Annotated in this window: 29 protein-coding genes; 18 read left to right on the forward strand and 11 right to left on the reverse strand. The window is 71.3% G+C overall.

What is annotated here, in order from left to right; translation table 11 throughout:
* Window positions 1–398 precede the first annotated feature (398 nt).
* Window positions 399–1,646 carry an FAD-dependent oxidoreductase gene (locus ACIQFZ_RS10780; RefSeq protein ID WP_365775054.1) on the forward strand — a complete coding sequence of 416 codons (1,248 nt, stop codon included), beginning with the start codon at window positions 399–401 and terminating at the stop codon, window positions 1,644–1,646.
* Between the two features lie 102 nt (window positions 1,647–1,748).
* On the opposite strand, the gene ACIQFZ_RS10785 is transcribed toward ACIQFZ_RS10780, so the two are convergent.
* Window positions 1,749–2,228, reverse strand: coding sequence for a MarR family transcriptional regulator (locus ACIQFZ_RS10785; protein WP_365775052.1), 480 nt, complete (start codon window positions 2,226–2,228; stop codon window positions 1,749–1,751).
* Between the two features lie 172 nt (window positions 2,229–2,400).
* Between ACIQFZ_RS10785 and ACIQFZ_RS10790 the strand changes: the two genes are divergently transcribed.
* The 11 genes from ACIQFZ_RS10790 (at window position 2,401) to ACIQFZ_RS10840 (ending at window position 13,559) form a co-directional block, all read left to right on the forward strand.
* A complete protein-coding gene (locus tag ACIQFZ_RS10790; RefSeq protein ID WP_365775049.1) occupies window positions 2,401–3,765 on the forward strand; it encodes an aminotransferase class V-fold PLP-dependent enzyme in 1,365 nt (454 codons plus the stop codon).
* A gap of 133 nt (window positions 3,766–3,898) precedes the next feature.
* A complete protein-coding gene (locus tag ACIQFZ_RS10795) occupies window positions 3,899–5,377 on the forward strand; it encodes a glutamate-cysteine ligase family protein (RefSeq protein ID WP_402691075.1) in 1,479 nt (492 codons plus the stop codon).
* A gap of 227 nt (window positions 5,378–5,604) precedes the next feature.
* Complete coding sequence (locus ACIQFZ_RS10800; protein ID WP_402691076.1) at window positions 5,605–5,973, forward strand: hypothetical protein; 369 nt, start codon at window positions 5,605–5,607, stop codon at window positions 5,971–5,973.
* Complete coding sequence (locus tag ACIQFZ_RS10805) at window positions 5,970–6,248, forward strand: hypothetical protein (protein ID WP_365775045.1); 279 nt, start codon at window positions 5,970–5,972, stop codon at window positions 6,246–6,248. The genes ACIQFZ_RS10800 and ACIQFZ_RS10805 overlap by 4 nt, the downstream gene beginning before the upstream one ends.
* 834 nt (window positions 6,249–7,082) lie before the next feature.
* Window positions 7,083–8,285 (forward strand): ATP-binding protein, encoded by a 1,203-nt coding sequence (locus ACIQFZ_RS10810; protein ID WP_365432307.1) that lies wholly within the window; start codon window positions 7,083–7,085, stop codon window positions 8,283–8,285.
* Window positions 8,282–9,127, forward strand: coding sequence for a roadblock/LC7 domain-containing protein (locus tag ACIQFZ_RS10815; RefSeq protein ID WP_365432304.1), 846 nt, complete (start codon window positions 8,282–8,284; stop codon window positions 9,125–9,127). The genes ACIQFZ_RS10810 and ACIQFZ_RS10815 overlap by 4 nt, the downstream gene beginning before the upstream one ends.
* On the forward strand, window positions 9,124–9,501 hold the full coding sequence (locus tag ACIQFZ_RS10820) for a DUF742 domain-containing protein (RefSeq protein WP_365432301.1): 378 nt from the start codon (window positions 9,124–9,126) through the stop codon (window positions 9,499–9,501). The genes ACIQFZ_RS10815 and ACIQFZ_RS10820 overlap by 4 nt, the downstream gene beginning before the upstream one ends.
* 3 nt (window positions 9,502–9,504) lie before the next feature.
* Window positions 9,505–10,065, forward strand: coding sequence for an ATP/GTP-binding protein (locus ACIQFZ_RS10825; RefSeq protein ID WP_361419790.1), 561 nt, complete (start codon window positions 9,505–9,507; stop codon window positions 10,063–10,065).
* Window positions 10,066–10,078: 13 nt separating this feature from the next.
* A complete protein-coding gene (locus ACIQFZ_RS10830; protein ID WP_383058394.1) occupies window positions 10,079–11,437 on the forward strand; it encodes a cytochrome P450 in 1,359 nt (452 codons plus the stop codon).
* 89 nt (window positions 11,438–11,526) lie between these two features.
* Window positions 11,527–12,774 carry a cytochrome P450 gene (locus tag ACIQFZ_RS10835; RefSeq protein WP_365432294.1) on the forward strand — a complete coding sequence of 416 codons (1,248 nt, stop codon included), beginning with the start codon at window positions 11,527–11,529 and terminating at the stop codon, window positions 12,772–12,774.
* Window positions 12,775–12,779: 5 nt separating this feature from the next.
* The gene (locus ACIQFZ_RS10840) at window positions 12,780–13,559 is read left to right on the forward strand and encodes an enoyl-CoA hydratase/isomerase family protein (RefSeq protein WP_376651440.1); all 780 of its coding nucleotides are present in this window, start codon (window positions 12,780–12,782) and stop codon (window positions 13,557–13,559) included.
* 203 nt (window positions 13,560–13,762) lie between these two features.
* Here the strand turns inward: ACIQFZ_RS10840 and ACIQFZ_RS10845 are convergent, their stop codons facing one another.
* The gene (locus ACIQFZ_RS10845; RefSeq protein ID WP_365435193.1) at window positions 13,763–14,170 is read right to left on the reverse strand and encodes a hypothetical protein; all 408 of its coding nucleotides are present in this window, start codon (window positions 14,168–14,170) and stop codon (window positions 13,763–13,765) included.
* 176 nt (window positions 14,171–14,346) lie between these two features.
* Here ACIQFZ_RS10845 and ACIQFZ_RS10850 point away from each other — a divergent pair, with 176 nt between their 5' ends.
* The 3 genes from ACIQFZ_RS10850 (at window position 14,347) to ACIQFZ_RS10860 (ending at window position 18,009) form a co-directional block, all read left to right on the forward strand.
* Window positions 14,347–15,021: a response regulator transcription factor gene (locus tag ACIQFZ_RS10850; RefSeq protein WP_365435191.1), complete on the forward strand. Its 675-nt coding sequence runs from the start codon at window positions 14,347–14,349 to the stop codon at window positions 15,019–15,021.
* Window positions 15,018–16,898 (forward strand): sensor histidine kinase, encoded by a 1,881-nt coding sequence (locus tag ACIQFZ_RS10855; protein ID WP_402691077.1) that lies wholly within the window; start codon window positions 15,018–15,020, stop codon window positions 16,896–16,898. Before ACIQFZ_RS10850 ends, ACIQFZ_RS10855 begins: the two co-directional genes overlap by 4 nt.
* Window positions 16,899–17,076: 178 nt before the next feature.
* Window positions 17,077–18,009 carry an SGNH/GDSL hydrolase family protein gene (locus tag ACIQFZ_RS10860; protein WP_402691078.1) on the forward strand — a complete coding sequence of 311 codons (933 nt, stop codon included), beginning with the start codon at window positions 17,077–17,079 and terminating at the stop codon, window positions 18,007–18,009.
* Between the two features lie 99 nt (window positions 18,010–18,108).
* Here ACIQFZ_RS10860 and ACIQFZ_RS10865 read toward each other — a convergent pair whose 3' ends face one another.
* Entirely contained in the window at window positions 18,109–18,504 is a 396-nt protein-coding gene (locus ACIQFZ_RS10865; RefSeq protein WP_383063729.1) for a hypothetical protein, read from the reverse strand.
* Between the two features lie 93 nt (window positions 18,505–18,597).
* Complete coding sequence (locus tag ACIQFZ_RS10870; RefSeq protein WP_402691079.1) at window positions 18,598–19,134, reverse strand: DUF2269 domain-containing protein; 537 nt, start codon at window positions 19,132–19,134, stop codon at window positions 18,598–18,600.
* Window positions 19,135–19,332: 198 nt separating this feature from the next.
* Here ACIQFZ_RS10870 and ACIQFZ_RS10875 point away from each other — a divergent pair, with 198 nt between their 5' ends.
* Window positions 19,333–19,551 carry a hypothetical protein gene (locus ACIQFZ_RS10875; protein ID WP_141367217.1) on the forward strand — a complete coding sequence of 73 codons (219 nt, stop codon included), beginning with the start codon at window positions 19,333–19,335 and terminating at the stop codon, window positions 19,549–19,551.
* 159 nt (window positions 19,552–19,710) lie between these two features.
* Here ACIQFZ_RS10875 and ACIQFZ_RS10880 read toward each other — a convergent pair whose 3' ends face one another.
* From ACIQFZ_RS10880 to ACIQFZ_RS10895, 4 genes are all read right to left on the reverse strand, one after another.
* Complete coding sequence (locus tag ACIQFZ_RS10880; RefSeq protein ID WP_365435717.1) at window positions 19,711–21,117, reverse strand: FtsW/RodA/SpoVE family cell cycle protein; 1,407 nt, start codon at window positions 21,115–21,117, stop codon at window positions 19,711–19,713.
* Window positions 21,118–21,274: 157 nt separating this feature from the next.
* Entirely contained in the window at window positions 21,275–22,183 is a 909-nt protein-coding gene (locus tag ACIQFZ_RS10885; protein ID WP_365775036.1) for a serine hydrolase, read from the reverse strand.
* 195 nt (window positions 22,184–22,378) lie between these two features.
* On the reverse strand, window positions 22,379–23,359 hold the full coding sequence (locus tag ACIQFZ_RS10890; protein WP_365424791.1) for an ion transporter: 981 nt from the start codon (window positions 23,357–23,359) through the stop codon (window positions 22,379–22,381).
* 201 nt (window positions 23,360–23,560) lie between these two features.
* The gene (locus tag ACIQFZ_RS10895; RefSeq protein WP_402691080.1) at window positions 23,561–24,223 is read right to left on the reverse strand and encodes a zinc ribbon domain-containing protein; all 663 of its coding nucleotides are present in this window, start codon (window positions 24,221–24,223) and stop codon (window positions 23,561–23,563) included.
* A 288-nt stretch (window positions 24,224–24,511) separates the two neighbouring features.
* Between ACIQFZ_RS10895 and ACIQFZ_RS10900 the strand changes: the two genes are divergently transcribed.
* Both ACIQFZ_RS10900 and ACIQFZ_RS10905 read left to right on the forward strand, forming a co-directional pair.
* Complete coding sequence (locus tag ACIQFZ_RS10900; protein ID WP_365424787.1) at window positions 24,512–25,135, forward strand: acetate uptake transporter; 624 nt, start codon at window positions 24,512–24,514, stop codon at window positions 25,133–25,135.
* A gap of 136 nt (window positions 25,136–25,271) precedes the next feature.
* Window positions 25,272–25,427: a DUF6131 family protein gene (locus ACIQFZ_RS10905; protein WP_402691081.1), complete on the forward strand. Its 156-nt coding sequence runs from the start codon at window positions 25,272–25,274 to the stop codon at window positions 25,425–25,427.
* Between the two features lie 72 nt (window positions 25,428–25,499).
* On the opposite strand, the gene ACIQFZ_RS10910 is transcribed toward ACIQFZ_RS10905, so the two are convergent.
* From ACIQFZ_RS10910 to ACIQFZ_RS10920, 3 genes are all read right to left on the reverse strand, one after another.
* Window positions 25,500–25,685: a DUF5808 domain-containing protein gene (locus ACIQFZ_RS10910; protein ID WP_365424783.1), complete on the reverse strand. Its 186-nt coding sequence runs from the start codon at window positions 25,683–25,685 to the stop codon at window positions 25,500–25,502.
* Between the two features lie 104 nt (window positions 25,686–25,789).
* Complete coding sequence (locus ACIQFZ_RS10915) at window positions 25,790–25,933, reverse strand: hypothetical protein (RefSeq protein ID WP_361427329.1); 144 nt, start codon at window positions 25,931–25,933, stop codon at window positions 25,790–25,792.
* A gap of 95 nt (window positions 25,934–26,028) precedes the next feature.
* On the reverse strand, window positions 26,029–26,235 hold the full coding sequence (locus ACIQFZ_RS10920) for a hypothetical protein (RefSeq protein ID WP_402691082.1): 207 nt from the start codon (window positions 26,233–26,235) through the stop codon (window positions 26,029–26,031).
* Window positions 26,236–26,405: the final 170 nt, after the last annotated feature.

Raw genomic sequence — 26,405 nt, forward strand, 5'->3', positions numbered from 1 at the left:
CGGCGTGTGCCGAAGCATCCCCGAAGTCGTGGGCGTGCCTGCGCAGATGGGCCATCGGTGCGACCAACTCCCTTGATGCGCCGTAAGAGTTGATACGTCGTCGACCCCACGGCGGTCAGCGACTCGGACCTGCTGGGCCAGGTCGCCGCCACCGGCGAACAGGTATCGGCACCGTGGGGCCAGTAACGCCAGGCGAGCGTCAGCGTCTCCCTCTGCCCAGCACCGACCAGCGCTGATTAGCGCTGACCAGCGCACTGACCGGCGCCGACCGACACTGATCGGCACTGGCCCACGCCGCGGACCGGCCTCCGGGCCGCTCAGGGGGGTGTACCCACCCCTCGGGGGGTATAATTTTCATCATCCGATGAATTACTGCTCTTCTGAGAGGCGGGGCCGTGATGGAGCGGACTACGTGCTGTGTGGTGGGGGGCGGTCCCGCGGGCATGGTGTTCGCCCTGCTGCTGGCCCGGTCGGGCGTCCCCGTGACCGTGCTGGAACAGCACGGCGACTTCCTGCGGGACTTCCGCGGTGACACCGTGCATCCCTCGACCTTGGCGTTGCTGGACGAGCTGGGCCTTGCCGAGCGCTTCGCGCGGCTGCCCCAGCGCCGGGTGCGCACCATCCAACTGCCCGCCGGGCCCGGCCGGTCGATGGTGACGGTCGCGGACCTCACGGCGCTTCCCGGCCCGTACAACTACGTCGCGATGGTGCCCCAGTGGGACCTGCTCGACCTCCTCGTGGACGAGGCCCGGCGCGAGCCGTCCTTCGACGTGCGCATGAACACCGAGGCGACCTCCTTCCTGATCGAGCGCGGACGGGTCACCGGGGTGCGCTACCGCACCTCCGACGGCCGCACCGGTGAACTGCGCGCGGCTCTCACGGTCGCCTGCGACGGCCGCGGCTCACTGGCCCGCTCGCGGCCGGAACTGGGGCTGCGCCGCTTCGACTGCCCGATGGACGCCTGGTGGTTCCGGCTGCCGCGGCACGAGGGCGACCCGAGCGGACTGGTCGGCGGCGCGGGTGACCGCTTCCTGACCGCGATGATCGACCGCGGGTCGTACTGGCAGTGCGCCGCGCTCATCCCCAAGGGCACCGACGCCGAGCGCCGCGCCGCCGGCCTCGACCGCTTCCTGGCCGACTTCGCCGCCGCCGTGCCCTGGGCCGCGGACCGCACGCACGCCCTGCGCTCCTGGGACGAGGTCAAGCTCCTGGACGTGCGGCTGGACCGGCTGCGCCGCTGGCACCGCCCGGGGCTGCTGTGCATCGGCGACGCCGCGCACGCGATGTCCCCGGTCTTCGGCATCGGCATCAACCTCGCCGTGGAGGACGCCGTCGCCGCCGCCCGGCACCTGGTCGGGCCGCTGCGCCGAGGGACCGTGGGCCTGCGCGACGTACGCGCCGTACAGCGCCGCCGCCGTCCCACCACCGTCGTGACGCAGGCACTGCAACGGGCGGCCCACGCCGGGGTCATCGCGCCCGTCCTGCGGGGGCGGCAACCCCTCGGCAGCGCCGACCGGGCCCGGCGCACCGCCGGCCTGCTCACCGGATCCCGGCTGGTCCAGCGGCTGCCCGCGTACTTCCTCGCCTACGGCGCGCTGCGCGAGCGCCCACCGGAGAGCGCCGTCCGCCGGCTCCGGCGGCCGTAAGGCCGAACGCTCGAAGGCTCGAAAGGCCGAAAGCTCGAAAGGCCGTAAGGTCCGACGGTGGCGCGGCAAGACCGACACCCGATGGATTCGGGACGGGACCTCTCAGTCGGTGCCATCGCGCAGGGCCTGGTGGATCTCCCGCAGCGAGCCGGTCAGCCGGGCGTAGTCGTCACCTGCCACCGGCGTGACGAAGTAGCGCTCGACGACGTCCGCGTGCACGGCCGCGGCCCGGAGGAAGACAGCACGGCCCTGCTCGGTCGGCTCCACCAGAACACTTCTGCGGTCCCCGGGGGACGGCACGCGCCGGACCAGGCCGGCCTCCTCCATGCGGTCCACCAGGCGGGTGATGCCGCTGCTGGTGAGGGTGAGGTCGGTGGCGAGCACACGCTGCGAGACCTCCTCGTCCGGCTGCCGGCAGAGCCGTATGAGGACCTCGAACATCGTGTGGCCGATCCCGCACTCATGGCGCAGAGCGGTGTCGATCCGCTGTTCCAGGCGAGTGGCGGCCTTGATCAGCAGCCCGAAGTCGTGCACGAGCGGACTGTTCGCGGCACGGGCGGCCTCGTCGTCCTGCCGGGTCATGTCCTCCACCTGCCTGATGTCCTCTCCCACTTCGGCCCCGCGCGGTCCTGTCCCGGCCAGTTTACTGCTGACTCACCTACCGACACCTCAATTACTGAGCAATCAATTGCTGAGCAGTCAACGAAGTTCTATGGTGGCCGGGTCCGCACGAGAGCCGAAGAGAGGGAGAGCAGTGGACCTGCAGCACTGGCTCGGCCGAGCCACCCAGGCGATACAGGAGTGGGCCGACACCTTCGCCCCCTACCAGCCGCACCCGTCGCTCCAGGTCGACGACGACCGGTTCGCCGCCGCCTTCGAGGAGTTCACCGGCCGGCTGAAGGACAACTACCCCTTCTTCCACCCGTCCTACGTGGGCCAGATGCTCAAGCCCCCGCACCCCGCGGCCGTGGCCGGCTACCTCACCGCCATGCTGATCAACCCCAACAACCACGCCCTGGACGGCGGTCCGGCCACCGCCCGCATGGAACGGGAGGCCGTCGCACAGCTCGCCGCGATGTTCGGCTACGACACCCATCTCGGCCACCTCACCACCAGCGGCACGATCGCCAACCTCGAAGCCCTCTACGTCGCCCGGGAACTCCACCCCGGGCGGGGCGTCGCCTACAGCGAGGACGCCCACTACACCCACGGCCGCATGTGCCGCGTCCTGGGCATGGAGGGCCACGCCGTCCCGACCGACGACCGGGGCCGTATGGACCTCGGTGCGCTGGAGGACCTGCTGCGGACGGGCCGGGTGGGCACGGTGGTCGTCACCGCGGGCACCACCGGGCTCGGGGCCGTCGACCCGATCCACGACGCCGTACCCCTCGCGCGGCGCTACGGCGTCCGCGTCCACGTCGACGCCGCGTACGGCGGCTTCTTCACCCTGCTCGCAGGCGCCGGCGGTGACGCGGGGCTGCCGCCCGAGCCGTGGCGGGCGATCGCCGGGTGCGACTCGGTCGTCGTCGACCCGCACAAGCACGGACTCCAGCCCTACGGCTGCGGCGCCGTCCTCTTCCGCGACCCGGAGGTGGGACGCTTCTACCTGCACGACTCCCCGTACACCTACTTCACCTCCGCCGAACTGCACCTCGGCGAGATCAGCCTGGAGTGCTCGCGCGCCGGCGCCTCGGCGGCCGCCCTGTGGCTCACGTTCCGGCTTCTCCCGCCCACGCCCGACGGTCTGGGCGGCGTCCTGTCGGCCGGCCGCCGGGCCGCGCTGAGGTGGACGGACCTGATCGACGAGTCCGAGGTCCTGGAGCTGTACCAGCGGCCCGAGCTGGACATCGTCACCTACTTCCCGGCCGTGGAGCCGGCCACGCTGAGCGCCGTCGACACCGCCTCCGCGCGCATCCTCGACGACGGCATGACCGGCCCCGACCCCGTGTACCTGAGCACGCTGAGGGCCGGCCGCGAGGCGTTCACGGCCCGCCACCCGAAGGTCACGGCGGACGCCGACGGCGCCCGCGTCCTGCGCAGCGTCCTGATGAAGCCGGAGGCCGAGCACCACGTGGAACACGTCCACGCCCGGGTGGAGCGGCTCGCCCGGTCGCGGTGACCGCCCGGAGCGGCCGCAACGGGCCCGCGCCCCGTGCGGAGCTCGGGCCCTCCCGCCCTCGCCTGGTCAGGGTCGCCCGGTGGTGCGACGCTGGGGAGGTGAGGTGTCCGAGGAGGGGGTTCCGGGAGGGCCGATGGGACGTGACGTCCCGGCGCTGGTCTTCACCCGCGAGGACCGCCGCCGGTACCGGATCAAGATGCAGAAGTGCCTCGACGCGTTCGCGCAGATGCTGCGCGAGTCACGGTTCGAGTCCGAGCGGCCCCAGGTGGGGCTGGAGATCGAGCTGAACCTGGGCGACGACGGGGCGGAGCCCGCGATGCGCAACAGCGACGTGCTGGAGGCGATCGCGGATCCCGCCTGGGCGACGGAGCTCGGCCGGTTCAACCTCGAGATCAACATCCCTCCCCGCCAGCTGACCGAGGGCGGCCCGGACGACTGGGAGTCCGAGATCCGCGCCGCGCTGAACCACGCGGAGGATCGTGCCGGTTCGGTCGGCGCGCATCTGATCATGATCGGCATCCTGCCCACACTGCGACAGGAGGACGTCGGCGAGGCTGCGCTGTCGGAGAATCCGCGCTACCGGCTGCTCAACGACCAGGTCTTCGCGGCCCGGGGCGAGGACCTGCACATCGAGGTGGACGGCGTGGACCGGCTGCGGACCTACGCCGACACGATCACTCCCGAGGCCGCGTGCACCAGTACTCAGTTCCACCTTCAGGTCTCCCCGGAGGAGTTCGCCGGCTACTGGAACGCGGCGCAGGCGATCGCCGGGGTCCAGGTCGCGCTGGCGGCCAATTCGCCGTTCCTGTTCGGCAAGGAACTGTGGCACGAGACCCGTATCCCGCTGTTCGAGCAGGCCACCGACACCCGCCCGGAGGAGATCAAGGTGCAGGGGGTACGGCCCCGGGTGTGGTTCGGCGAGCGGTGGATCAACAGCGTCTTCGACCTCTTCGAGGAGAACCTGCGCTACTTCCCGGCGCTGCTGCCGCTGTGCGACGAGCAGGACCCCCAGGAGACGCTGGACCGCGGCGACATCCCGGAGCTGGCCGAGCTCACCCTGCACAACGGCACCATCTACCGCTGGAACCGCCCCGTCTACGCCATCGACCACGACAAGCCGCACGTGCGGGTGGAGAACCGGGTACTGCCCGCCGGACCGACCGTCGCCGACACGCTCGCCAACGGCGCCTTCTACTACGGGCTCACCCGCGCCCTGGTGGAGGAGGACCGGCCCGTGTGGTCGCGGATGTCCTTCTCCGCCGCCGAGGAGAACCTGCACACGGCGGCGCGGCACGGCATGGAGGCACGGCTGTACTGGCCCGGGATGGGTGAGGTGCCGGTGCCCGAACTCGTGCTGCGGCGGCTGCTGCCGCTGGCCCACCGGGGGCTGGAGCAGTCCGGCATGGACGACGCCTGGCGCGAGCCGCTGCTCGGCATCATCGAGCAGCGGTGCGTCACCGGCCGCAACGGGGCGATCTGGCAGAAGGAGATGTTCCACCACATCGACGCCACCACCCACTGCGGCCGGCACGAGGCGCTGCGGCGCATGACGCAGCAGTACGTCGACTACATGCACCTCAACGCACCGGGCCATACGTGGCCGGTCGACTGACGGGACCGTCCGGGTATGTAGTTGCGCTGCTGTGCAAGTATGGTGGAGGTTCGCCGCCGGCATCGAGGAGGTGAGAGACATGGACTCCAGTAGTAGTCCGGGCCGTCCCCGGCCCCGCGTTCCCGTGTCCCCCAGCTCCTCGGGCATCCGGTAGCCCGCGGCCCCGCGCCGCCGACGGCTGCCGTGCCCTCGTCCTGCCCCGCTCGTGCGGGGCGAGGGGAGGTTCCATGGCGAACCCGACCACATTCGACTTCGCTCTCCGGCTTGTGGCCGACCCCGACTGCGACTCCGGCGGCCCCACCCGGGTCGCCTCCTGCCTCGTCTCCGGCATCGGCATCCTCGGCGGCGGAGGCATCCCGCGTGAGGGCGGCGGCGTCCGCGGCACCGGCGGCAAAGGGGCCGCGACCGGGCTTCGGCCGCGGCGTGACGACGGTGAGACCACGGCGGTGCGCGCCGCCGTCTCCCTGGCCGGGGATCCTGCGCGCGGGCTGTTGCAGCTCGTCGCACGGCCGGCCCTGGAGTGCGGTGTCCGGGGCCTGTGCCGGCATCCGGACGACGCGCCCTTCGGCATGGAGCGGAAGGCGGTGGCGGCATGAGCGACCTCGACGTGCTGCGCGCCCGCCGCGCCGTTCGCCGGGCGGCCCGGCAACTGGCCGAGGACGCCCCGAAGCTCGCCCGCGGCTCCGCGGCCGCGTACCGGGCCGGCCTCGGCGTCCGCGCCGCCGCCCTGCACAGGGCGGCGCTGGCCGCCTGGTCCTCCGGCATACCCGAGGACGTCATCGCGGCCGACGGGCACCTGCCGCGGGCCGTGGTGCGCCGATGGATCGCGGCCGGGTACCCCTCGCGACACCCATGCGGCAGCCGCACGTGACCGCCAACGCCGGTGCCCGCGCGGACAGTCGGTGCCACTGACCCCGGCCACGACAGACCGGCCGCGGTGAGCGGCACCGCGGCCGAGCAGGAGGCGACAGCCCGGACAGGTGCGGGCGGATGACGCCCGAAGTCCCGTATGCGAGCCGGATGGTGTCCGCCGCGACACGTGAGCCGCCGTGGACTGCGGGGCGGATCCCGCGCCTCGGTCGTCACGCCGGCCGAGGAGCACCTGTATCCGGCGAGCCTCGTCCGGTAGACGTGGAACGGCTCCGCCCGTTTCCGTCCGCATTCTACCCGGTGGTGATCATGGGCTCTCAACTCGCCGTGTCCGCGCCCGCGTCGCACGACGGGAACCGTTGAACACCCGAGAGGCGTCCCTGCGTAATGACCCGCGGGCGCGGGCAGCCTCGTCTGTGAAAAAAGCGTTGCGGGGTTGTGAGCGTGTGGTGCGCCGGGCCCGCGACGGACCGTCAGATCCACGCTGAGCGTGGGGACTTGACCGTATAAATCGCAGATATCCCGCAATCCGCCTTATGTAGCGAACACATAACGGTTAACGTCCCGGCTGCGGGAAGGCAACACAGCGCATATCAGGACGCGGCCAAGTGGCGAACGACGTCGGGCACTTGCTCTCGCGGAGTTGCGGAGGGTGTCCTAAGTCAGTGATAGCATCCCCGCGTCTGTGACCTTGGTCCACTCGGCTCGGGCACTGCATTGAGGTCGGCCTGTTCTCAACGCAACAGCGGTCGGGTCGCTCTGAGCGGTTGTGCCGCGGACTCCCACGAGGCGCCACCCACCATCGGCTGCAGGCTAAACGCCAGGAAAGGTTTCCATGATTCGAGACGCACTTGTTTGGTGCCTGGTTGCCGCGGTGGTACTCGCCGTCGCAGCGACCCTGGTGCTCTATCGTCGAAATAATGCCATCACGACGAAAAAGAGCCAGGCCGAGGCTGCCTACACACAGAAGCTGAGCGAGGCCGAGGGGCAACTTGCCACCGTGTGGCATGAATTGCAGCGTCACAAGGCCGAGCACGACCAGACCATCCAAGAAGCCGAAGAGGGGGCCGAGGAGAGCACCAAGGCCGTCCTCAAGGGCTCGGCACGCTTCCTGCAGAGCCTTGCGGCCGAGCAGTTGGCACTCCTTGAGGAAGTTCAGCGGAAGTACGGCGGCCACGCCGTACTGGCGGATCTGCTGGAAGTGAACCACGCCAATGCGCAAATGGCGCGAAAGGCTCAGGGTATTGCGGTGATGTGCGGTGCGCCGCTGGGCCGCCGCAGTAAGCCCGCCAGTGTTTATGACGTGGTGCGCAGCGCGCAGGGACAGATTCGCAACTTCCGCCGCGTCGAAATCATGCAGCAGACCGGTTTCGCGCTGAAGGCGTCCGCCGTTTCCCCGGTCGCTCTCGCCGTCGCGGAACTCCTCGACAACGCCGCCAGTTTCTCCCAGCAGGGTTCGCCGATCGAGGTGACCTTCCAGCGGGTGCAGAAGAACCTGTGCATCGTCATCGACGACGCCGGTGTCGGCATGAACGACGAGGACCGGCAGAAGGCGTCCACCCTGCTGTCCGGCGAGCTCCGCCCCCGACTGTCCCAGCTGGGCAACCAGCCGAAGTTCGGTTTCCCCGTCATCGGCCTGCTCGCCCAGCAGTACGGGTTCCGGGTGGACGTCACCGGCGTCTCCCGCTACGGCGGCGTCCGGGCGGTCGTGCTGCTGCCGGAGGAGCTGTGGACCGAGGAGGAGACCGCGCCGTCCGAGGTCTCCCAGGTCAGCCCGATCCGCAGCGCGACGGGCCGGTCCGAGTCCGGTCCGCGCACCGCGCACGGTCTGCCCAAGCGAGGGGCGCGCCAGGTGCCCATCGCCAGTGTTCCCGACGCCGTTCCCGACAGCATGCCCGACCGCGACGACTCGGCACAGCCCGTCGCGCCGCCGGACGAGGCCGGCCGCGCCGGCCGAAGCCTGGGAGCCTTCCAGCGCGGCACGCTCTCGGGCCGGAACCTCTCCGCGGCTCCGTTCGAAGGGTCCGATAACGCATGACCAACGACCTGTCGTGGATGCTCGAGGACATCGTGAGCAACGTGCCGAAGGCGCGGCACGCTGTTCTGCTGTCCGCAGACGGTCTCCCCCGCGGCGCGACCGACGGCATGTCGGAGAAGGACGTGCGCACCATATCCGCCGCCATGGCGGGGATGCAGGCACTGAGCCGGGCGACCTCCCACTTCGCCGGTCCCGGCGAGGACCGGCAGTGGAACCAGACGATCATCGAGTTCTCCCACGGCTGGATCTTCCTGATCGGGGCGGGGCAGGGTGCCTACCTCGCCGCGGCCGCGGCGCCCGACGTCGACATGCAGCAGATCTCCTTCCGCATGCACCGGCTCGTCGCCCGGCTCGGCAACAACCTCACCTCGCCCCCCAGGGTCAACGCGGAGGCCGCGGCCGAGCGTTCCGACCGTGCCGGGGGCCAGCTGGGCGCCAGGCGGGGAACCGGTGTCCCGATCGCCGACCTCGACGAGGCGGTCAGCCAGGTGCGCGGCGCCCGCCACGCGGTGCTGCTGGGCGCCGACGGTCTGCCCCGCGGTGCCACCACGGGAATGAGCCAGGACCTGGCGGACACGATCTCGGCGGCGATGACGGGCATCCACGCCTACAGCCGCGCCACCTCGCAGTTCGCCGGTGTGCACGAGCACGCCCGGTGGCGGCAGACGGTCATCGAGTTCCAGCACGGCTGGATCTTCCTGATCTCGGCCGGTCACCGCGCCTTCCTGGCCGCGGCGGCCGACCACGACGCCGACATCGAGGAGTTCACGACCCGGCTGCACCAGGTGGTGCCCCGGCTGAGCGCGCATCTGTCACCACAGGGGGCGGTGAGCAGCAAGTGAACGACGAGCCCGATCTCGAGCTGACGTCGGCATTAGTGCCACTGTTCGTGGTCACGAACGGGCGTTCCCTGCCCCCGGACCACGCCTACGAGCGCACGACGCTGGTGTCCGCGGAGGACGGTGCCTCCGCCGCCGGCCTCATGCTTTCCCCGGAGGCGGGCCAGGTTCTGGACATGGTCACGGACGGCTTTCTGTCCGTCGCCGAAGTGGCCGGCCATACGCACCTGCCGCTGGGGATCGTCCGGATTCTTCTGGCGGAGTTGGAAGAGGGCGGCCTCGTCATCACGAGGAAGCCCGTCCCCCGCGCCGAACGTGTCGATCGAGAAATCCTCAGCGCGGTACTCGATGGCCTCAAAGCCCGATTCGGAGCGTGATACGTGTACCTGGATTCAGCCGTCTCCACCGCGGTCAAGATCCTTGTGGTGGGCCACTTCGGAGTCGGGAAGACCACGTGCATCGGAAGTATCTCCGAGATCGAGCCTTTGCGGACCGAAGAGGAGATCACCGAAGCGAGTGTGGGATTTGACGACCTGTCGGGAACTCCGGACAAGACGACCACGACGGTCGCCATGGACTTCGGCCGCCTGACCATCAGCGACGAGGTGGTGCTCTACCTCTTCGGAACGCCTGGTCAGGAACGGTTCAAAGAGATGTGGGAAGAGCTGTCCCGGGGCGCGCTCGGCGCCCTGGTGCTGGTCGACCCAGAGCGGCTCTCCGAGTCCTTCCCGGTCCTCGACCTGGTCGAGCGCTTCGGCCTGACCTACGCCATCGGCGTCAACCGCTTCGAAGGCACCACCAACTACCCGCTCACGGAGGTGCGCGAGGCCCTGAACCTGTCCGCGGAGACCCCCGTCGTCGCCTGTGACGTACGGGACCAGAACTCGGCGGCGCAGGCCCTCATCACCCTCGTGCACCACCTCCTGTCCCTCATTTCTTAGGAGCCACCCGCCCATGCAGCAGCGTCCCGGCATACAGGGGCCACCTCCCGGCTGCCCCGCCCACGCCAACGTCCCGGTCTACGGCCCCCAGTTCGGCTCCGATCCCGACAGCCACTACGAGTACCTGCGCACCCTCGGCCCCAGCGCGCCGGTCGATGTCGCCCCTGACGTCCAGGTCGAGCTGGTCACCAGCTACGACGCCGCTCTGTACATCCTCCAGAACCCCGCCTCGTTCGTCCGGGACTCCCGGCGCTGGAACGCGCTGAACCAGGGACGTGTCCCCGAGGACAGCCCGGCGCTGCCGATGCTGGGGTACCGGCCCAACGCGCTGTTCAGTGACGGCGCGGCGCACGCCCGGCTGCGCCAGGCGGTCACGGACAGTCTGGCCAGCGTCAACGAGCTTCAACTGGTGCGGCAGACCCAGCAGTCCGCCGACTACCTGATCAGCCGGTTCAGCACCGACCGCATGGGCCAGGCCGAGTTGATGGCCGACTACGCCCAGCCGCTGCCGCTGCTGGTCTTCAGCGATCTGTTCGGCTGCCCGCCGGAGATCGGCGACCGCGTCATCGTCGGCATCAGCGGCATCTTCGACGGCACCCCCAACGCCGACCAGGTGCTGGGCGAGGCGCTCGGGGAGCTGATCGCCCTCAAGCGGCGCCGTCCCGGACAGGACCTGACCACCCGTCTGATGGAGCACGTGGCGGGGCTGACCGACGAGGAGGTGCTGCACCAGCTGGTGACCCTGCTCTCCGGGGGCACCGCTCCCCTGGCGGCGGCCATCGGCACGAGCAGCGCGCTGATCCTCGACGAGGGGTGGCAGGCCGGCCTGCCGATCGAGGACGCAGTCACCCAGGTCCTGTGGAACTACGCGCCGATCGCCAACTACGCGGCCCACTACCCGACCCATGACGTGGAGTTGGGCGGCAGGACGCTCAGGGCCAACGACCCGGTCCTCATCTCCTTCGCGGCGGCCAACACCGATCCCCGGCTGGCCGAGCACCGTGAGCAGCTCAGCGCGAAGGCGCATCTGGCCTTCGGGGCCGGCCCGCACGCCTGTCCGGCCAAGGACCCCGCGTTCATGATCGCCGTCACCGCCGTCGAGTCGCTCCTCAACCGGCTGCCCGACGTCGAAGTGCGCGTGCCGTTCAAGGACTTGAGCTGGGTTCCGGCTCCGTGGAGCCGTTCGCTGGTGACGCTCCCGGTCCGGTTCACGCCCCGGGTCGTGGCGCCGACGCCCTCGCAGGCGCAGCAGGCGGCCGCCCCCAGCGCCCCGATGGCCGCCTCCGCGGCGCCCAGGCCTGCGGCGACGTCCGCGGCCAAGCCCAAGGCGGGCATGTTCAGCCGCTTCCTGGCATGGACCCGAGGGGAGTGACGAAGGCAACCCCAACGCGCATAGTCATCTCGTATGTTTAAGCCACCGTTGGGGTATGCATGGCGGCTGATACCTAGAAAGGAGCCGTCGTGGAGACAGCGGTAACTCCGCCCCCCGACAGACGTTTTGCGGTCTCGCTCTTCTCTCGTCTACGGACAGCGAAGGGCCAGGCCAACCCCTTTCCGATCTACGCGGAGCTTCGGTCGAGGGGCGGAGTCATCGCAGCGCCCTGGGGAGGTCATCTCGTCACGCGCTTCGATCTGTGCGATCAGATCCTGCGCAACCGCGAGTGGCTGGAGCCCGACTCCCGCTGGCGAGAACAGCAGGGGGACGGCACCCGGTGGACCGCCCCCTCCTCTCGTGAGATGAGCAGGACGCTGCCCGCCCTCAATCCCCCCGAACACACGTGGGTGCGCCGGTCGGCCGGCATGTTCGACCGCACCTCCCTGGAGGAGATCCGTGGCACGGTCGGCCATATCACGGGCCGGCTGATGGACTCCCTCGCCGTTCAACTACGCGACGGGGAGGCCGATTTCAACGCCCTGGTCAGCGAGGAGCTGCCGGTCGCCACCATCGGGCACTGGCTGGGCCTGCCGAGCGCCGACTTCCCCCGACTGCGCGAGCTGACCCACGACCAGGTCTTCACCCAGGAGTTGCTGCCCTCGGCCAGTCAACTGGCGCTGTCCGACGCGGCCACGGCCGAGCTGCGCACCTACTTCCTGGAGTTGGTGCGCGAGCGGCGAGCCCACCCGGGCGACGACCCCGTATCGCGCTGGATCACCCTCTGGGACGCCATGGAGAGCGACCAGGACAAGGCGGACGAGGCCGTCTACTTCCTGGCCCTGTTCGTGCTGCTGGCCGCCCTGGAGACGACGTCCACCCTGTTGTCGACCATGACCCTGCTGCTCCTCGAACACCCCCGGCAGTGGGACCGTCTCACCATCCACCCCGACCTCGTGCCGGCCGCCGTGGAGGAGTCGTTGCGCTACGACCCGCCCACCCATGTGATCAGCCGTGTCTCCTCCAGGGACACCGAGCTGGGCGGCGTCGAGGTGCGCAAGGACGAGATGGTCCACCTCATGGTGGGAGCGGCCAACCGCGACCCCGCCAAGCACGAGGACCCCGAGCTGTTCAACCTGCACCGCAAACCGGCCCACCTGGCCTTCAGCGGCGGCATTCACTACTGCCTCGGCGCGCCCCTGGCCCGGCTGGAGGCCCAGACCCTCCTGCACCACCTGGTCAGGCGCTTCCCGCGGCTCACCCTCGTGCGCCGTCCGACGTGGGCGCCGCGCGTGGCCTTCCGGCGCCCGCTGAACCTGGATGTCGCTCTCATATGATCGAAATGACCAATACCCTCGACAACTTCCCTTACAAGGCGATACGCGTCGAGCAGGACGGACCCGTCCTCCGGGTCCGGCTCAACCCGTCGGCGCAGGACAGCTCGCTGACGGTCGCGGCTCTCGACGACCTCGTCTCCCTGCTCAACAGCCTCCATGAACGGCCCGACATCCGGGTGCTGCTGCTGTCGGCGGAGGGCGACGACTTCTGCCTCGGCGCCGACCGCGACGAGTTCCAGGCGGCACTGGCGGAAGACCCGACCGGCGGCGCCATGCGCCGCATCGTGGACAAGGCCTACCGCGTGTGCGACGCCCTGGAGAACTCGCACGCGGTGACCATCGCCAGACTCCACGGCAGGGTCGTGGGCGCCGGCTTGGCGCTCGCCTCCTTCTGCGACCTGCGCGCGGGGGCGGACACCTGCCGCTTCCGTATGCCGGAGATCGCCCTCGGTCTGCCCCCCGCCTGGGGAGGTGCCATGGGCCGCCTGGTCGCCGAGGGCGGGTCCGCCAGGATCCGCGAACTCATGCTCACCTGCGAACCGTTCGACGCGGCCACCGCCCACCGGCTCGGTCTCCTGCACAAGGTCGCGCCCGTGGAGGAGCTGGACGCGGCCGTCGACGCCTGGATCAGACCCCTCGTCCGGCGCGCGCCGGAAGCCCTCACCCTCACCAAGCGCATGCTCGCCGGGTACGCGCGGGCCGACCGCACCGCCGACGTCGCGCTGCTCGACGCCCATCTCCTCACCGCACAGCTCAACCAGGGCCGGGCGGTGGCCCAGCGCTGACCACACCTCCGTCCGTACGCGCCCGACGCCCCCCTGGCGTCGGGCGCGTACGGCGTTTTAGGCGTCCGTGACGACGGCAGGCCGGCCAGGACGAGGGCAGGCCGGACCGGGACGGGACGACGCACGGGGACGCATCCGCCGCTCCCCTGCGGTGGCGGATGCGTCCCCGACGCCCGAGCGGCACGCCGTGCTCCCGGAGCCGGTCAGGCGGTTCCGGCCTCCGGGGCCGGGCGGGTCAGGACGAGGGCGATGACGACGACGCTGAGGATCGTGAACACGGCGACCAGGGCGACCACCGCGGCCGGGACGCCGCTGACGAAGAACGCCGGGAGGGCCGAGACCACCGACAGGATCCGGGAGGCCGCCACGACGCGGGAGCCGGTCCGGTTGAGCGTGCGCCAGGTGTAGACGACCGCGAGCACCGTGATCACACCGAGCACGCCGTCGGCGATGGCGACGGCCATCGGCGGGCCCTGGGTGTCCGAGTCGGGTTCCGGGAGCGTGAAGAAGTTGGTCATGTCGAGCAGACCCAGGAGGCCCGCGAGGACGAGGCCCACCTTGTTCTTGCGGGTGAGGCCGAGGACGGTTTCCGTGCGGCTGGTCTGGCTCATCTGGGCTCCTGTGTCCGGGAGTCGGGGGCGCCGGTGCGGCGACCCGGTGCGGTGAGCATGCGGCAGCGGCGGTAGGGAGCGCATCGGTGGTCCGTCCCCGGCGGCAGGGAGGATTTCCCGTACGTCCCGGGAGAAGAGCCTCCCCGCCGGGAACCGGTCTCCGCCATCATCGGGACATGACCTCCGCGGCCCGTCCCATCCGGGTGCTCATCGCCGACGACCATCCCGTAGTGCGGCGCGGGATGAGCGCGCTGCTGACCTCGCTGGCCGGGGTGGACGTGGTGGCGGAGGCTGCCACGGGCGAAGAGGCGCTGCGTGAGGCGCAGTTGAGCCGTCCCGATGTGGTGGTGATGGACATCCGGATGCCGTCGATGGACGGCGTGGAGGCCACCCGGCGGCTGACCGCGCTGCTGCCCGACGTCGCCGTGCTCGTCGTCACCATGTACGAGGACGACGAGACGGTGCTGTCGGCGCTGCGTGCCGGGGCCCGCGGCTATCTCCTCAAGGGGGCCCAGCAGGAGGAGATCCTGACCACCATCCGGTCCGTGGCGACCGGCCAGTTCGTCATCGCGCCGGGCGTGGCGGCCCGTCTGCTCGGCCAGGTCGGGCCGCCGCCCCGGCCGGCCGACCCCTTCCCCGAACTGACCGCCCGGGAACGCGAGATCCTCGACCGGGTGGCACGCGGCCACGGCAACGCCCGTGTCGCGGCCGAGCTGGAACTGGCCGTCAAGACCGTCGCGAACCACCTGTCCGCCATCTTCGCCAAACTGGGGGTGAGCGGCCGGACCGAGGCCATCCTGCTCGCCCGCGAGCGGGGACTGGGCGACCACGCGTCCGGCCCCGCCTCATGACCGCGCGCCTGCGGACCGCCCTGCGGTGTGCGGCCCTCACGCCGATCGCCGGTGCGTCGGTCGCCTCCCTGTGGTGGGCGCCGCCGTCCCCGTCCGAGCGGTGGCTCCTGTGGGCCGTCATCGTCGGTCTCGGACTGACGGCGTCGTACGCCCTGGTCACCGCCCGGCGCGGGGCCTCGGCCGCCTCCCGGCTGCTCGCCCTGTCCGCTGCGGCGCTGCTCGGCGCACCGCTCCTGGCCGCGGCCGGTGTCCCGGGCCTCGCCGTCGTCCCGGTGGTACTGGCCTCCACGGTCACCCTGCCGCTGGCCGCCCTCCGCGTCGTCGAGGTGCGGCCGGTGTCGCGGACGCTGCGCTGGGCGGAAGCTTCGATCGCCGTCTGCGGGGCGGGCTGCGCGGCCGCCTCGGTGACGGGCGGCGAGCCGGTGCTGATCGCGGCAGGGGTGGCCTCCGGGACCGCGATGTGCGCCGGCACCTGGGTGCTGTTCGAGCTCACCTCCGGCGACGACCGGCGCCGCGTGCTGTGGCTGGTGCTGGGCGTCGCCGCGACGACGCTGGCCGGGATGCTGCTGTTCGCGGTGGACAACTCCCTCACGCTGGGCTTCCCGACCATCGTGGCGGCGGTCGGCGCGGCGTCCCTGCTGCTGCCGGGTGCCATCACCGTGGCGCTGGTCGCGCCCCGCGCGGTGGACGTCCGGGTGGTGATGCGCGGCGCCGCCGTCCTCATCGTCATGCTCGCGTTGAGCGCCGCGGTGTACGAGGGCATCGCCGCCGTGTGGGAGCTGGCGGTGGGCGCCCTGCCGGGCAAGGGCGTACCGCCCCTGCTGGCGGCGGGGATCGCCGCCGGGTACCAGCCGGTACGGCGTCATGTCGAGGCGGTGATGGACGAGATGCTGTTCGGCCGGTCGGCCGACCCGGTGGAGACGCTGACCCGGCTCGGCACGGACCTGACCGCCGGCGCTCCGCCCCCGCTGTGGCTGCACACCCTGCGCACCACGCTCGGCGTGCCCGGCATCGAACTTCGCCAGGAGGACGCCGTGGTCGCCACCGCGGGCACCGTCGGCGCGGACCACGTCCAGGTCACCGCGCTGCGCGCGGACGGTGAGAAGGTGGGCGATCTCGTGGTCGGTCTGCCGCCGGGACATCTGCGGCTGCCCCGCGCGGCCGCCGCGGTGGTCGACCTGGTCGCGGCCCCGCTCGCACAGGCCCTGCACGCGGCCCGGCTCAGCGAGCAACTGCGCCTGTCCAGGGGCCGCACGGTGACCGCACTGGAGGAGGAGCGGCGGCGCATGCGCCGCGATCTGCACGACGGTCTCGGCCCCACCCTGACCGGCATCGCCTACACGGCGGACGCCGTCGTCAACCTCATCGCCACCGACCCCGAGCACGCGGTCGAGACGCTGCGCGCGCTGCGCGCCGACGTGGGCGACACGATCACCGAGATCCGCCGGATCGTCTACGGGCTGCGGCCCCGCGCCCTCGACGAACTCGGCCTCGTCGAGGCCATCCGCCAGCGCACCGCCCCGCTGCGGGTCGCCGACGGCCGTACCCTCACGGTGACGGTCGACGCCCCGGAGCAGTTGCCGCAACTGCCCGCGGCCGTCGAGGTCGCGGCCTACCGGGTGGCGGTGGAGGCCGTCACCAACATCGCCCGGCACGCCGCCGTCACCGCCGCCACGCTCACCCTGGACCTGCGCGGCAGCACCCATCTGCGGGTGACGGTCGCGGACTCCGGCCGCTGCACCGAGCCGTGGACCCCCGGGGTCGGCATCCAGTCCATGCACGAGCGCGTCGAGCAGATCGGCGGCACCCTGACCGTCCGCACCACACCCGAGGGCGCCACGATCACCGCCGAACTTCCCCTGTCCATTCCGGCGTGACGCCGTCCGCCGCGCTCGGCACAGCCCTCGTTCCCGGCCGCCACCGCGAGAACACCGTCGCCGCTTCACACCCCTGGCCCCGGGGACTTACCGAGCGGTATACAAGCCCAGTCGAACGTGCGACGGCGGCGCCCCGGTGCCGACGGCGCGCGATGTCCCGGCCCAGGGGGGAGAACTGATGATCCATCAGGAACATTCGGGTGCGGCGCCGGTGAGACGCCGGCGGTGGCCGGCCGCGGTGGGGGCGGCGCTCGGCGGATGCGCCCTCGTCGCCGCTTCCACGGCGCCCGCCTCGGCGCACGGCGCCGGGTCCGGCGCGGGGTCCGGCCGCGCCGCGCACTACGTGTCGCTCGGGGACTCCTACACCTCGGGTCCCGGAATCCCGCGGCAGGTCGACGACAACTGCGGACGCTCGGACCGTAATTACCCGTCGATCGTCGCGGCCGAGCGGAAGGTCGCCTCGTTCACGGACGTGAGCTGCGGCGGGGCGACGACCGAGGAGATGTGGAAGCCGCAGGGCTCCAACGACGCCCAGCTCAACGCCCTGCGCAAGGACACGGACCTGGTGACGGTCCAGATCGGCGGCAACGACGTCGGGTTCGGCTCCATCATCGCCACCTGCGCCCAACTCGGCTCCCAGCAGCCGACCGGGGACCCCTGCCGGCGCCACTACGCCTCGTCCGGCATCGACCGGCTGACGCTCGACATCGCGCGTACGGCACCGAAGGTGGACCGCGTGCTGCGGGCCGTGCACGCCAGGGCGCCGCACGCCCGGGTGCTCGTCGTCGGCTACCCGGACCTGCTGCCCGACGACGGCAGCGGCTGCTTCCCCTCGGTGCCGTTCGCCTCGCAGGACTTCCCCTATCTGCGGGACACCGAGAAACGGCTGAACACGATGCTCCGCCTGGTGGCCGCGTGGAACCACGCGGAGTACGTCGACACCTACCGGCCCACGGTCGGCCACGACATGTGCAAGGCCCCGGCGGACCGCTGGATCGAGCCGTTGCAGCCGGCCTCGCCCGCGGCCCCGGCCCACCCCAACGCCAGGGGCGAGGAGGCCATGGCACGCGCGGTGCTGGACGTGCTGGGCAAGCAGTACGGGCGGGACTGAGTCCCGGCAGGCGGCGGTGTGCGGCGGGCCCCGGCCGGGTGCCCGCCGCACGCCGCCGTCGGCGCGGTCCCGGCACGGCCGGCGGGCCCGCGCGGAACGTCACAGGCGCGGGGTGTCGAACCAGTCCCTCGTGTCGGGCCCCGTGGCCAGGAACAGCAGGACGGCGCCCAGCGGGGCCCCGGCGCTCCACGCCCCGTGGTGCGCCAGGGCGCCCACGACCCCGGCGGTGATCACCAGCCAGCCGGCGACGACCGCGCCGACGCGGACGCCGTTGCCGCCCTTCGCGATCTTCAGCGCGACGACGAGCGCCATCACGGCCAGCACGGCGAAGGGAAGGGCTTCGAGGAACAGAAGGCCCATGACCAGCTCGCCGAAGGCACCGCTCCTGACCGTGGCGCCGGCCACCGCGAACCGCAGGGCCACCGTGCCGCTGACCGGGACCACGAGGAAGAGGATGACGCGGACGGCCCTGACGGCGGTCGGTATGCGGGTCATGGCGGGCATCGTGGCGGGCCCCGGCACGGCGGTCAACGACCCGGTGCGGCAGGTGCGCAGACGTGATCCCGCCGAGCCCGGTCCGCAACCGGGTCAGACCGGTTCGGTCAGGCGGCGGGCGGTCTGGGCCGCGCGCTGGGACGCCCGGTGCCACCGGCCGCGTCGGGTCAGGCCCCACGGCTTGAGCACGGAGATCACCGTCATGAAGACGTATGCGGTCAGGGAGACGATCGGGCCCATCAGGACTCCGCGGGAGCTGGGCAGCGGCTCGCCCGCGGCGACGTCCTGGACCGTCGAGTTCAGCCCGGGGCGCAGCACGAGGAGCGTGGCGGCGGTCGTGGCCAGGGTCAGCCAGAACTTCGTGTAGACCCACCGGTGCCGTGCCAGCCCCCACGGGGTACCCAGGGACAGGACCAGACCGCTGAACACAGTGAGGAAGGCGACGGGGAGCAGGAGCCAGTCGGCGAAGAGTTTCATGGCGCGGACCGAGGTCTCCACGGTCACCGCGGACTGCGTGGTGACAGCGGCGATCCCGAGGGCGAGCAGTCCTAGGGAGAGGCCGAGCCAACTGGCGGAGGCGACCACATGGACCACGAGGAAGGCACGGCGTGCGGGGCGGCTTGTTCTCACCCGCCACACGGTGCCGGACGGAGGCGCGGCCGGCGTCCGACGAGGGGAGTAACCCCGTGTACCGGCCTCGGCGTACGCGGCCGGGCCTCCTCCGTTCGGGTGCGCGTGGGCCACGGCGCCGACCGCGCGGCCCGCCCGCCGCTCACGCTGGAGACAGCGCCCCCACCGGGCCGGCACCCCCTGATCAAGGAGAGCGACATGCCCATCGATACCGTCGAGCGATTCCTGGCGGCCCTCGACCCGCACCACCGGGAGCACGTCCAGGGCCTGTCACGCGAGGAACAGGAGAGCCTCGCCGCCGCCTGGGAGACGGAGCTCCAGCAGGACACCGACCTCGACACCCTGAGCGAGCTGTCGCCACCCGCGGCCGAGTGCGAAGCTGCGGCACGTGTGGCCAGGAAGCTCCTCGAACACTGAACGAGGGCTCGGACCCGGCGGCCGGCCTCCGCCGCCGGGCCACCAGGGCGCGCCCGTACACACTCCGGGTCCGTGCCAGGGAGTACGCGGCCACCGGCGCCGTACTCCCCCCGTGGTACGGGTGCGCCGCTCAGCCCGCGGTTCTCATGGGGCCCCGGGTCACCGGCGGACCAGCTGAGTCTCGGCGGCGTCCAGGTCCGCCGCCGGGACGGGCGCGGGGCGGCGGGCGGTGTCGCTGACCTTGAGCAGGAGGGCGACGAGCAGCCAGTTGGCGACCATCGCCGAGCCACCCTGGGCCAGGAACGGCAGGGCCTTTCCGGTGAGCGGGATGAGCCCGGTGACACCGCCGATGACGACGAACACCTGGAGCACCAGTGTGGTTGCCAGACCGACGGCCAGCAGCTTGCCGAAGGGGTCTGTCACGGTGATCGCCGTGCGCAGGCCGCGCTCCGCGAGCAGCGCGTACAGCAGGATCACGGCCATCACTCCGGCCAGGCCGAGTTCCTCGCCGACCGTGGTGAGGATGAAGTCGCTGCGCCCTGCGAAGCCGATGAGCTCGGGGTGGCCCTGGCCGAGGCCGGAACCGAGCATCCCGCCGGAACCGAAGCTGAACAGCGCCTGGGCCGCCTGGTCGGAGATCAGACCGGCAGGCCGCTGCTCCGGCGGGAGGTAGATGTCCATCGGGTGCAGCCAGGCGACCACACGGCCGTGGACGTGCGGTTCGAAGGAGCCCACGACGAAGGCTCCGACGGCGAACAAGCCGACGCCGAACACCACCCAGCTGGTCCGCTCGGTCGCGACGTACAGCATGATCACGAAGGCGCCGAAGAAGATGAGCGAGGTGCCGAGGTCCCGTTCGAAGACCAGGACGAGCAGGCTGATGACCCATACGGCCGCGATCGGGCCGAGTTGCCGCCCTCGGGGCAGGTACATGCCCATGAAGCGTCGTCCGGCCAGGGCCAGGGCATCCCTGCGGAGCGTCAGGTACCCGGCGAAGAAGAGCACGATCACGATCTTCACGAACTCGCCGGGCTGGAAGGACAGCGGCCCGAGGAAGATCCACCGCTTGGCGCCGTAGACGTCGCCGGGATAGAAGGCCGGGGCCATCAGCAGCACCAGGCCCACGGTGACGGCCAGGTAGGGATAGCGCTGGAGCCGGCGGTGGTCCCTGAGCGTGACCACGACCGCGATGAATCCGAGTACCGCGAGGGCGACCCACATGATCTGCCCGCCGACCGCCGTGGGCGAGCCGTAACGGGCCTGGTAGGCGATGTCGAGGCGGTGGATCAGAACGATGCCCAGGCCGGTGAGCAGGGTGGCCAGGGGCAGGATCAGCGGGTCGGCGTGGGGGGCGAACCGCCGCACCGCCAAGTGGCACAGCAGCGGGGGCAGGGCCAGAACGGCGACCTGGACCACCAGATCGGGCGGCAGGCTGCCCGTGAGGGCGAGGGAGCTGCCGGCGTGGCCGAATCCGCAGATGAGCACGGCGCCCAGCAGCAGCGCCAGTTCCAGATTGCGGCTGGCCGGATCGCCGCCCCGACTCGCTGCTCCGACCCGACTGCCCATGACAGTTCCCCCCATTGCGTTCTGCCGGACTCCCGTCTCCGGCCCGGTGATACCCGGCACGACTATACAGTTGCGCAATGATGCAAATAAACGTCGAGGGACCGGGGTGCCTGGTGGGCAGCCCCGGGACCCGCGCGGTCCCGGGTGCCGGTGACCGTCAGGTCCCGGCGGCCGCGGTCACGGCCTGCCGGGCCGCTCGCTCCACCAGGGAGACGCCGTCGCTCATCGACGCGCTGCCGTCGGACAGCACGGCGACGAGGTAGCGGTGTCCGTGCACCGTGATCCGGCCGACGCTGTTGACGTCCCAGAGCCCGGAGGTGGTGCGCTGGAGCCAGCCGTTCTTCAACTCGTACTGGGCACCGGAGGCCGCCGAGACACCCCATGCCTGCTCGCCCGCGATCCGGCTCATCAGCGTCCGGATATAGGTCCGGGACTCCTTGTTCAGCGGGGAGCCGGTCTTCGACGCCCCTGCGCTGTCGAACACCGACAGCAGCAGGCGGACCTGGTCACTGGCCGTCGTCCGCGTCAGCCCCCACTTGGCACCGGGACCGCCCTTGGTCGAGGTCAGCCCCAGGCGCTTGTTGGCCGCCTCGAGACCCGGCGCCATGCCGATCTCGCGCCACAGGGCGTTCGCCGCCGCGTTGTCGCTCTTGCGGATCATCGGCTCGGCCAGGGCGCGTTCGTGGGCGGTGAGATGCCGGCCCGCGTCCTGGGCCTGAAGCAGCAGCGCCGCGAGAATGTCGACCTTGATGATGCTGGCGGTGTCGTACGGGGCGTCCGTGCCGTACAACAGCGGCTTCCGGCTTGCACCGTCGAGGTTGAGGACCGCCGCCGTCACCCGCGCCTTGCTCTGCGGCTGCGGCGCCGCCGGGGCGGCCGCAGCCCTGTGGGCCTGCTCCGCCGGGGCGGGCGCGGCGACCGCGGGTGCCGCGTGCAGCGCGCCGAGGGAGAAGAGGGTCGTCACCGAGGCCAGGAGGGCACCGGCGCAGGCGCCGGCACGGCTGCCCCGGCGCCTTGCCGAGGTCGCCGGGGTCTTCGAATGCGGCAGGGAACGCGGATGGGACATGGTCGGGCAGGCCTCCGCAAGGGGTCGTCAAACGGGGGGAACTGCTGGCGAAGGTAGACAAAATGTGCGCCAGGCGAAGTGGTCGCCGTCACTGCGAACCCGTTTCCACCCGAATTGTGAGAAGGCCCACCCCGGCACCCACCCCCGTCACCCAGCCCCCGTCACCGACCGATCACAGCAAGCCGCGCGGCCGTCTCACCGGCGCCGCCGGGACGTCCTGCGCCTGGCCCGGGCCGGGTTGGACGCCGGGCGCGCCACAACCGCCGGGACCACGAGTGCGGCCTGCCTGGCCCGTGGCGGCGCCGCCTGCCCGAGGTCTCGTTCGAGTTCGTCGAGGGCCCTGCGAGCCGCCGCGATCCGGGCGGCGAGGTGATGTTGGACGACCGGAGGGTCACCGGCGTCCGCCGCTTCGGCGGGCTCGTCCCTCTCCATCTCCCGGGCCTCCTCCAGGGACGTGATGACCACGCCGATGAGGACGTTGACCAGGACGAAGGAGGCCAGCAGAACGTAGGAGGCGTAGTAGACCAGGCTCCAGCGCGACACCTCCAGGCCGCCGTGGACCGCGTCGCCGATGCCGTCCAGGGTCATCAGCAGGAAGAGGGTCAGCACGGCGCGGCCTATGGAGCCGTAGTGCTCGGGGTCGTGGCCGCCGAAGAAGACCCAGCCGACCATGGCGTACACGTACAGCAGCAGGGCACCGACCAGGAGGAAGCTCATGGTGCCGGGCAGACTGCGGACCACCGCCACCAGCACGATGCGCACCTGCGGCAGGAAGCGGGCGGTGCGCAGCACACGCGCCAGCCGCAGCAGCCGCAGCACCGTGGCGTTCTCCCGTACGACGGGCACGAAGGCGCACAGGACGACGACCAGGTCGAAGGAGTTCCACGGGTCCTTCCAGAACTCCCGCGGGCGGTCGGCGTAGGCCAGCATGCGGACGAGGATCTCCACCGTGAAGGCGGCCAGGCAGACGTGTTCGGCCTGACGTAACCAGTGGTGCCACTGTGCCGCCAGACCTGAGTACGTCTCCACGCCCAGCAGGGCGGCGTTGACGAGGATCACCGCGAAGACGCCGAGGGCGAACCAGCGGGCCTCGGTGACGGCCTGGCAGCGGTGTGCCAGCTCTCCGCGCAAGGACCGCGATGCGATGTCGGCGTTCTGATCGTGCTGCTCCGGCATCTGCTGCCCTTGCTCCTTCACATGCGGTGGCAGTCCCGGCCGACCGGGCTGGAAGGACGGGCTGGTTGAGTGATGATCATCCTCCAACACGGGTGTCCGCGGCACCGTGGACGGCGACACGTTCGCGGACCGCGTACCGCACGTCGTGCGTGCGGTACGCGGTCACCGTGTGCGCTCGGTCCCGGGGCCGCGGCCCGGTAGTCACCTTCGGGTGCCGCAGGACGGGCAGAAGGCCGCGCCGTCCGGCAGGTCCTGGCGGCAGGAGGAGCAACTGTCCGCCTGGGCGAGGCGGTGTCCGCAGGCGGGGCAGAAGGTCGCGCCCCTGGTCTCGGCGCGGCACTGCGGGCAGACCAACTGGCGCGGCGTGGAGACGTCGTAGTCCTGGCCGCGCTGCTGCCCGGCGTCGTAGGCGCGCTGGGCCGCCATGTCGTTCAGGCCCCGCTGCTGGGCCGCCTGGGCCTCCGCCGCGGTGTCCGGGGAGCAGGTGAGGCAGAGCCCGAGGCCCGCGTTCCAGCAGCGGCCGCAGACGTAGGCCGTACAGCGGGGGCAGCGGTCGAAGTGGCCCTGCGCGTTGGCGATGGCGCGGGTGAACGCCGCGTCCCGCTGGGTTCCGTAGTTCGCTCCGGCCAGCCCGTCGGCCGCGTCGGAGACGCCACGGGCGGCGCCGCCGCCGATGACCGACCAGGCCGCGTTCGCCCCCCGCGACAGCCAGCCCGCCATCTGGCCCGCCCGGAAGGGCTCGAACGGGGAGCGCCAGGTGTCCGAGCAGCGGGAGCAGTAGAACTCGAACTGGAAACCGGCGCCGGTCCCGTGCTGCTCACACAGGTCGCGGTGATTGTTGTTGAAGTAGATCTCGGTACTCATGGTGCGTTCCCCCCCAGGGCCGACCGTGTGACGGTGTTCCACCCACGCGACGCCCGACGCCCGTCCTCGTCGTGCGGGTTTCCGGAATTCTGCCAGGCGCGCGGGCGCCCCGGCACCCGCTGTCCGGCGACTGGTCCTGGGACAAACGGGTACGCGTGTGGTGAACAGATACAGCTGAAGACTCGGGCAGCGCCGGCGCTGCCCGCGGGTTCGGCCCCGTGGACGTCCCGTGCCTGCGCTCGTCGGGCTGGCTGGCTCTGCCGGCCTCAGGTCGAAGGGATTCCTGTCATGACTGACGACACCAGCGACTCCGTCCGCGCACAGGCCCGCCCGGCCGACCCGACGCCGGTCGCCTACGCGGATCCGGCCCCGCTGGGCCTGGCGGGGCTCGCGATGACCACCATCCTGCTGTCCATCATCAACACCAACCTGCTCAAGGAACCCGCCGCGATCTTCCCGGTGCTCGGGCTCGCCGCGTTCTACGGCGGACTGGCCCAGTTCATCGCGGGGCTCTTCGAGTTCCGCCGCGGCAACACCTTCGGCGCGACCCTGTTCGGTTCCCTCGGCGCCTTCTGGTTGACGTACTGGTGGCTCGTGCCGCGGGTGGCGGCCTTCGGCGACGTGGACAACGCCCTGGGTCTGTTCCTGCTCGCCTGGGGCATCTTCACCGCGTACATGGCGGTGGCCGCGCTGCGCACCAGCCTCGCCGTCCTCGCGGTGCTGGTACTGCTGGCCATCACCTACGTCCTGCTGGCGATCGGCGAGTTCCAGGGCGGCATGGCACCGCACGTCGTCACCCAGATCGGCGGCTGGTTCGGCATCGCGTCGGGACTGGTGGCCTGGTACGCCTCGGCGGCCGCGGTGATCAACGCCACGCACCGGCGGACCCTGCTGCCCACCTGGCCCCGCTGAGCTGCCCCGCGGGAGGCCGGCGGGCTCCCCTCACCCCCGTGTCCGGTCCGGAGCGCACCCGTGCCCCGGACCAGGCAATACACCGCCGTTTCGGGGTACCCGCAGAGGTGAAGCACTCCTCGTTACGGAGGCGGTCATGCTCGTCCTCGGCGTCATTCTGCTCGTCGTCGGCTTCGTCACCGGCATCTCGATCCTGTGGACCGTCGGCATCATCCTCGCCGTGATCGGCGCGATCCTGTGGATCCTCGGATCGATGGGCCACGCGCTCGCCGGTCGCCGTCACTACTGGTGACGGACCTGCGACAACCGGAGCGGCGGCCTGCGGGCCGCCGCTCCCGTCGGTGACTGCCGAGGTGGGTGTCCCTCAGTGTCTGCCGAGGTGGGTGAGAAGTCCGATGGCCGCGGGTGCGCCGAAGGTCAGGACCCAGGCCGTCGGACGGCCGTAGTTCAGGGTCCGGCCCCACCCGTAGCGCTTGGGGACCACCACGCGGGGATCGTCGCGATTGCAGTAGAAAATCCCGAACCAGTGGCGCTCGTCGTCCGGGTTCACGGCCCGCCTCCCTCTGCTCCCTCTGTCCGGCGCGGGCGTCACGGTGGTCCGTGTGCGGGAAGGGCGGTGGGCGCCCGCAGGCAGTCAGCCGACCGACCCGGCGTTCAGTGGGCGTGGCCGGAGCCGCGGCCGGACATCCGCCAGATCCTGATCTCGCGCAGGAGCCCCGGCATCTCCTTGATCAGCGCTGCGAGCACCAGCCCGCCCACCAGGGCGGCCTCCACCGCCAGCAACTGTTTCGCTGTCATCCCCGTTCCTCCCTTCTGTCCTTCTTTCCTTCTGTCCCTCTGCTCTGTCCTTCTGTCCCTTTGCCCTGACCCGGTCCCGCCCCTGACGCGGCCCGTCATCCGGGCGAGATGTTCGGCGTGGCCTTCATGATCGCGTCGTGCTTCTTCCAGTGGATGCCCGTGGACCGCCGGGCATCGGAGGTGCCGTCCCTGTGGTGCCCCGTCTGCCGCTCGTACGGGCCGGAGTTGCCCTGGTGCAGTCCGGTGATGTGCCCGGGGGTGTCGGGCTTCACGTCACGCCTGCCGACTCTGATCGTGCCCATGGTCTGCTCCTCGTCTCCCCCGATGCCTCTCCCCCGGTCGCCGTACCGGCTCGCGCGTTGCGAGCGGTTCAGCCGTGTTCGGCTCCGTAGGTGGGGGTGTGGGTGGTGGTGAGGGTTTTGCCGTTGCCGAGGTACATGTGGACGCCGCAGGGGAGGCAGGGGTCGAAGCT

This window comes from Streptomyces sp. NPDC093064 (assembly GCF_044754605.1).
In the GTDB taxonomy this organism is placed as follows: Bacteria; Actinomycetota; Actinomycetes; order Streptomycetales; family Streptomycetaceae; genus Streptomyces.

What these genes read in the sequence shown, in the direction of transcription:
- ACIQFZ_RS10840 (WP_376651440.1), top strand. Translation starts at nt 12,780, where the DNA reads ATGACCAATACCCTCGACAACTTCCCTTACAAGGCGATACGCGTCGAG.
- ACIQFZ_RS10850 (WP_365435191.1), top strand. Translation starts at nt 14,347, where the DNA reads ATGACCTCCGCGGCCCGTCCCATCCGGGTGCTCATCGCCGACGACCAT.
- ACIQFZ_RS10810 (WP_365432307.1), top strand. Translation starts at nt 7,083, where the DNA reads ATGATTCGAGACGCACTTGTTTGGTGCCTGGTTGCCGCGGTGGTACTC.
- ACIQFZ_RS10875 (WP_141367217.1), top strand. Translation starts at nt 19,333, where the DNA reads ATGCCCATCGATACCGTCGAGCGATTCCTGGCGGCCCTCGACCCGCAC.
- ACIQFZ_RS10865 (WP_383063729.1), bottom strand. Translation starts at nt 18,504, where the DNA reads ATGACCCGCATACCGACCGCCGTCAGGGCCGTCCGCGTCATCCTCTTC.
- ACIQFZ_RS10845 (WP_365435193.1), bottom strand. Translation starts at nt 14,170, where the DNA reads ATGAGCCAGACCAGCCGCACGGAAACCGTCCTCGGCCTCACCCGCAAG.
- ACIQFZ_RS10890 (WP_365424791.1), bottom strand. Translation starts at nt 23,359, where the DNA reads ATGCCGGAGCAGCACGATCAGAACGCCGACATCGCATCGCGGTCCTTG.
- ACIQFZ_RS10830 (WP_383058394.1), top strand. Translation starts at nt 10,079, where the DNA reads ATGCAGCAGCGTCCCGGCATACAGGGGCCACCTCCCGGCTGCCCCGCC.
- ACIQFZ_RS10880 (WP_365435717.1), bottom strand. Translation starts at nt 21,117, where the DNA reads ATGGGCAGTCGGGTCGGAGCAGCGAGTCGGGGCGGCGATCCGGCCAGC.
- ACIQFZ_RS10855 (WP_402691077.1), top strand. Translation starts at nt 15,018, where the DNA reads ATGACCGCGCGCCTGCGGACCGCCCTGCGGTGTGCGGCCCTCACGCCG.
- ACIQFZ_RS10915 (WP_361427329.1), bottom strand. Translation starts at nt 25,933, where the DNA reads ATGACAGCGAAACAGTTGCTGGCGGTGGAGGCCGCCCTGGTGGGCGGG.
- ACIQFZ_RS10920 (WP_402691082.1), bottom strand. Translation starts at nt 26,235, where the DNA reads ATGGGCACGATCAGAGTCGGCAGGCGTGACGTGAAGCCCGACACCCCC.
- ACIQFZ_RS10780 (WP_365775054.1), top strand. Translation starts at nt 399, where the DNA reads ATGGAGCGGACTACGTGCTGTGTGGTGGGGGGCGGTCCCGCGGGCATG.
- ACIQFZ_RS10800 (WP_402691076.1), top strand. Translation starts at nt 5,605, where the DNA reads ATGGCGAACCCGACCACATTCGACTTCGCTCTCCGGCTTGTGGCCGAC.
- ACIQFZ_RS10785 (WP_365775052.1), bottom strand. Translation starts at nt 2,228, where the DNA reads ATGACCCGGCAGGACGACGAGGCCGCCCGTGCCGCGAACAGTCCGCTC.
- ACIQFZ_RS10860 (WP_402691078.1), top strand. Translation starts at nt 17,077, where the DNA reads ATGATCCATCAGGAACATTCGGGTGCGGCGCCGGTGAGACGCCGGCGG.
- ACIQFZ_RS10895 (WP_402691080.1), bottom strand. Translation starts at nt 24,223, where the DNA reads ATGAGTACCGAGATCTACTTCAACAACAATCACCGCGACCTGTGTGAG.
- ACIQFZ_RS10795 (WP_402691075.1), top strand. Translation starts at nt 3,899, where the DNA reads ATGGGACGTGACGTCCCGGCGCTGGTCTTCACCCGCGAGGACCGCCGC.
- ACIQFZ_RS10885 (WP_365775036.1), bottom strand. Translation starts at nt 22,183, where the DNA reads ATGTCCCATCCGCGTTCCCTGCCGCATTCGAAGACCCCGGCGACCTCG.
- ACIQFZ_RS10900 (WP_365424787.1), top strand. Translation starts at nt 24,512, where the DNA reads ATGACTGACGACACCAGCGACTCCGTCCGCGCACAGGCCCGCCCGGCC.
- ACIQFZ_RS10815 (WP_365432304.1), top strand. Translation starts at nt 8,282, where the DNA reads ATGACCAACGACCTGTCGTGGATGCTCGAGGACATCGTGAGCAACGTG.
- ACIQFZ_RS10805 (WP_365775045.1), top strand. Translation starts at nt 5,970, where the DNA reads ATGAGCGACCTCGACGTGCTGCGCGCCCGCCGCGCCGTTCGCCGGGCG.
- ACIQFZ_RS10905 (WP_402691081.1), top strand. Translation starts at nt 25,272, where the DNA reads ATGCTCGTCCTCGGCGTCATTCTGCTCGTCGTCGGCTTCGTCACCGGC.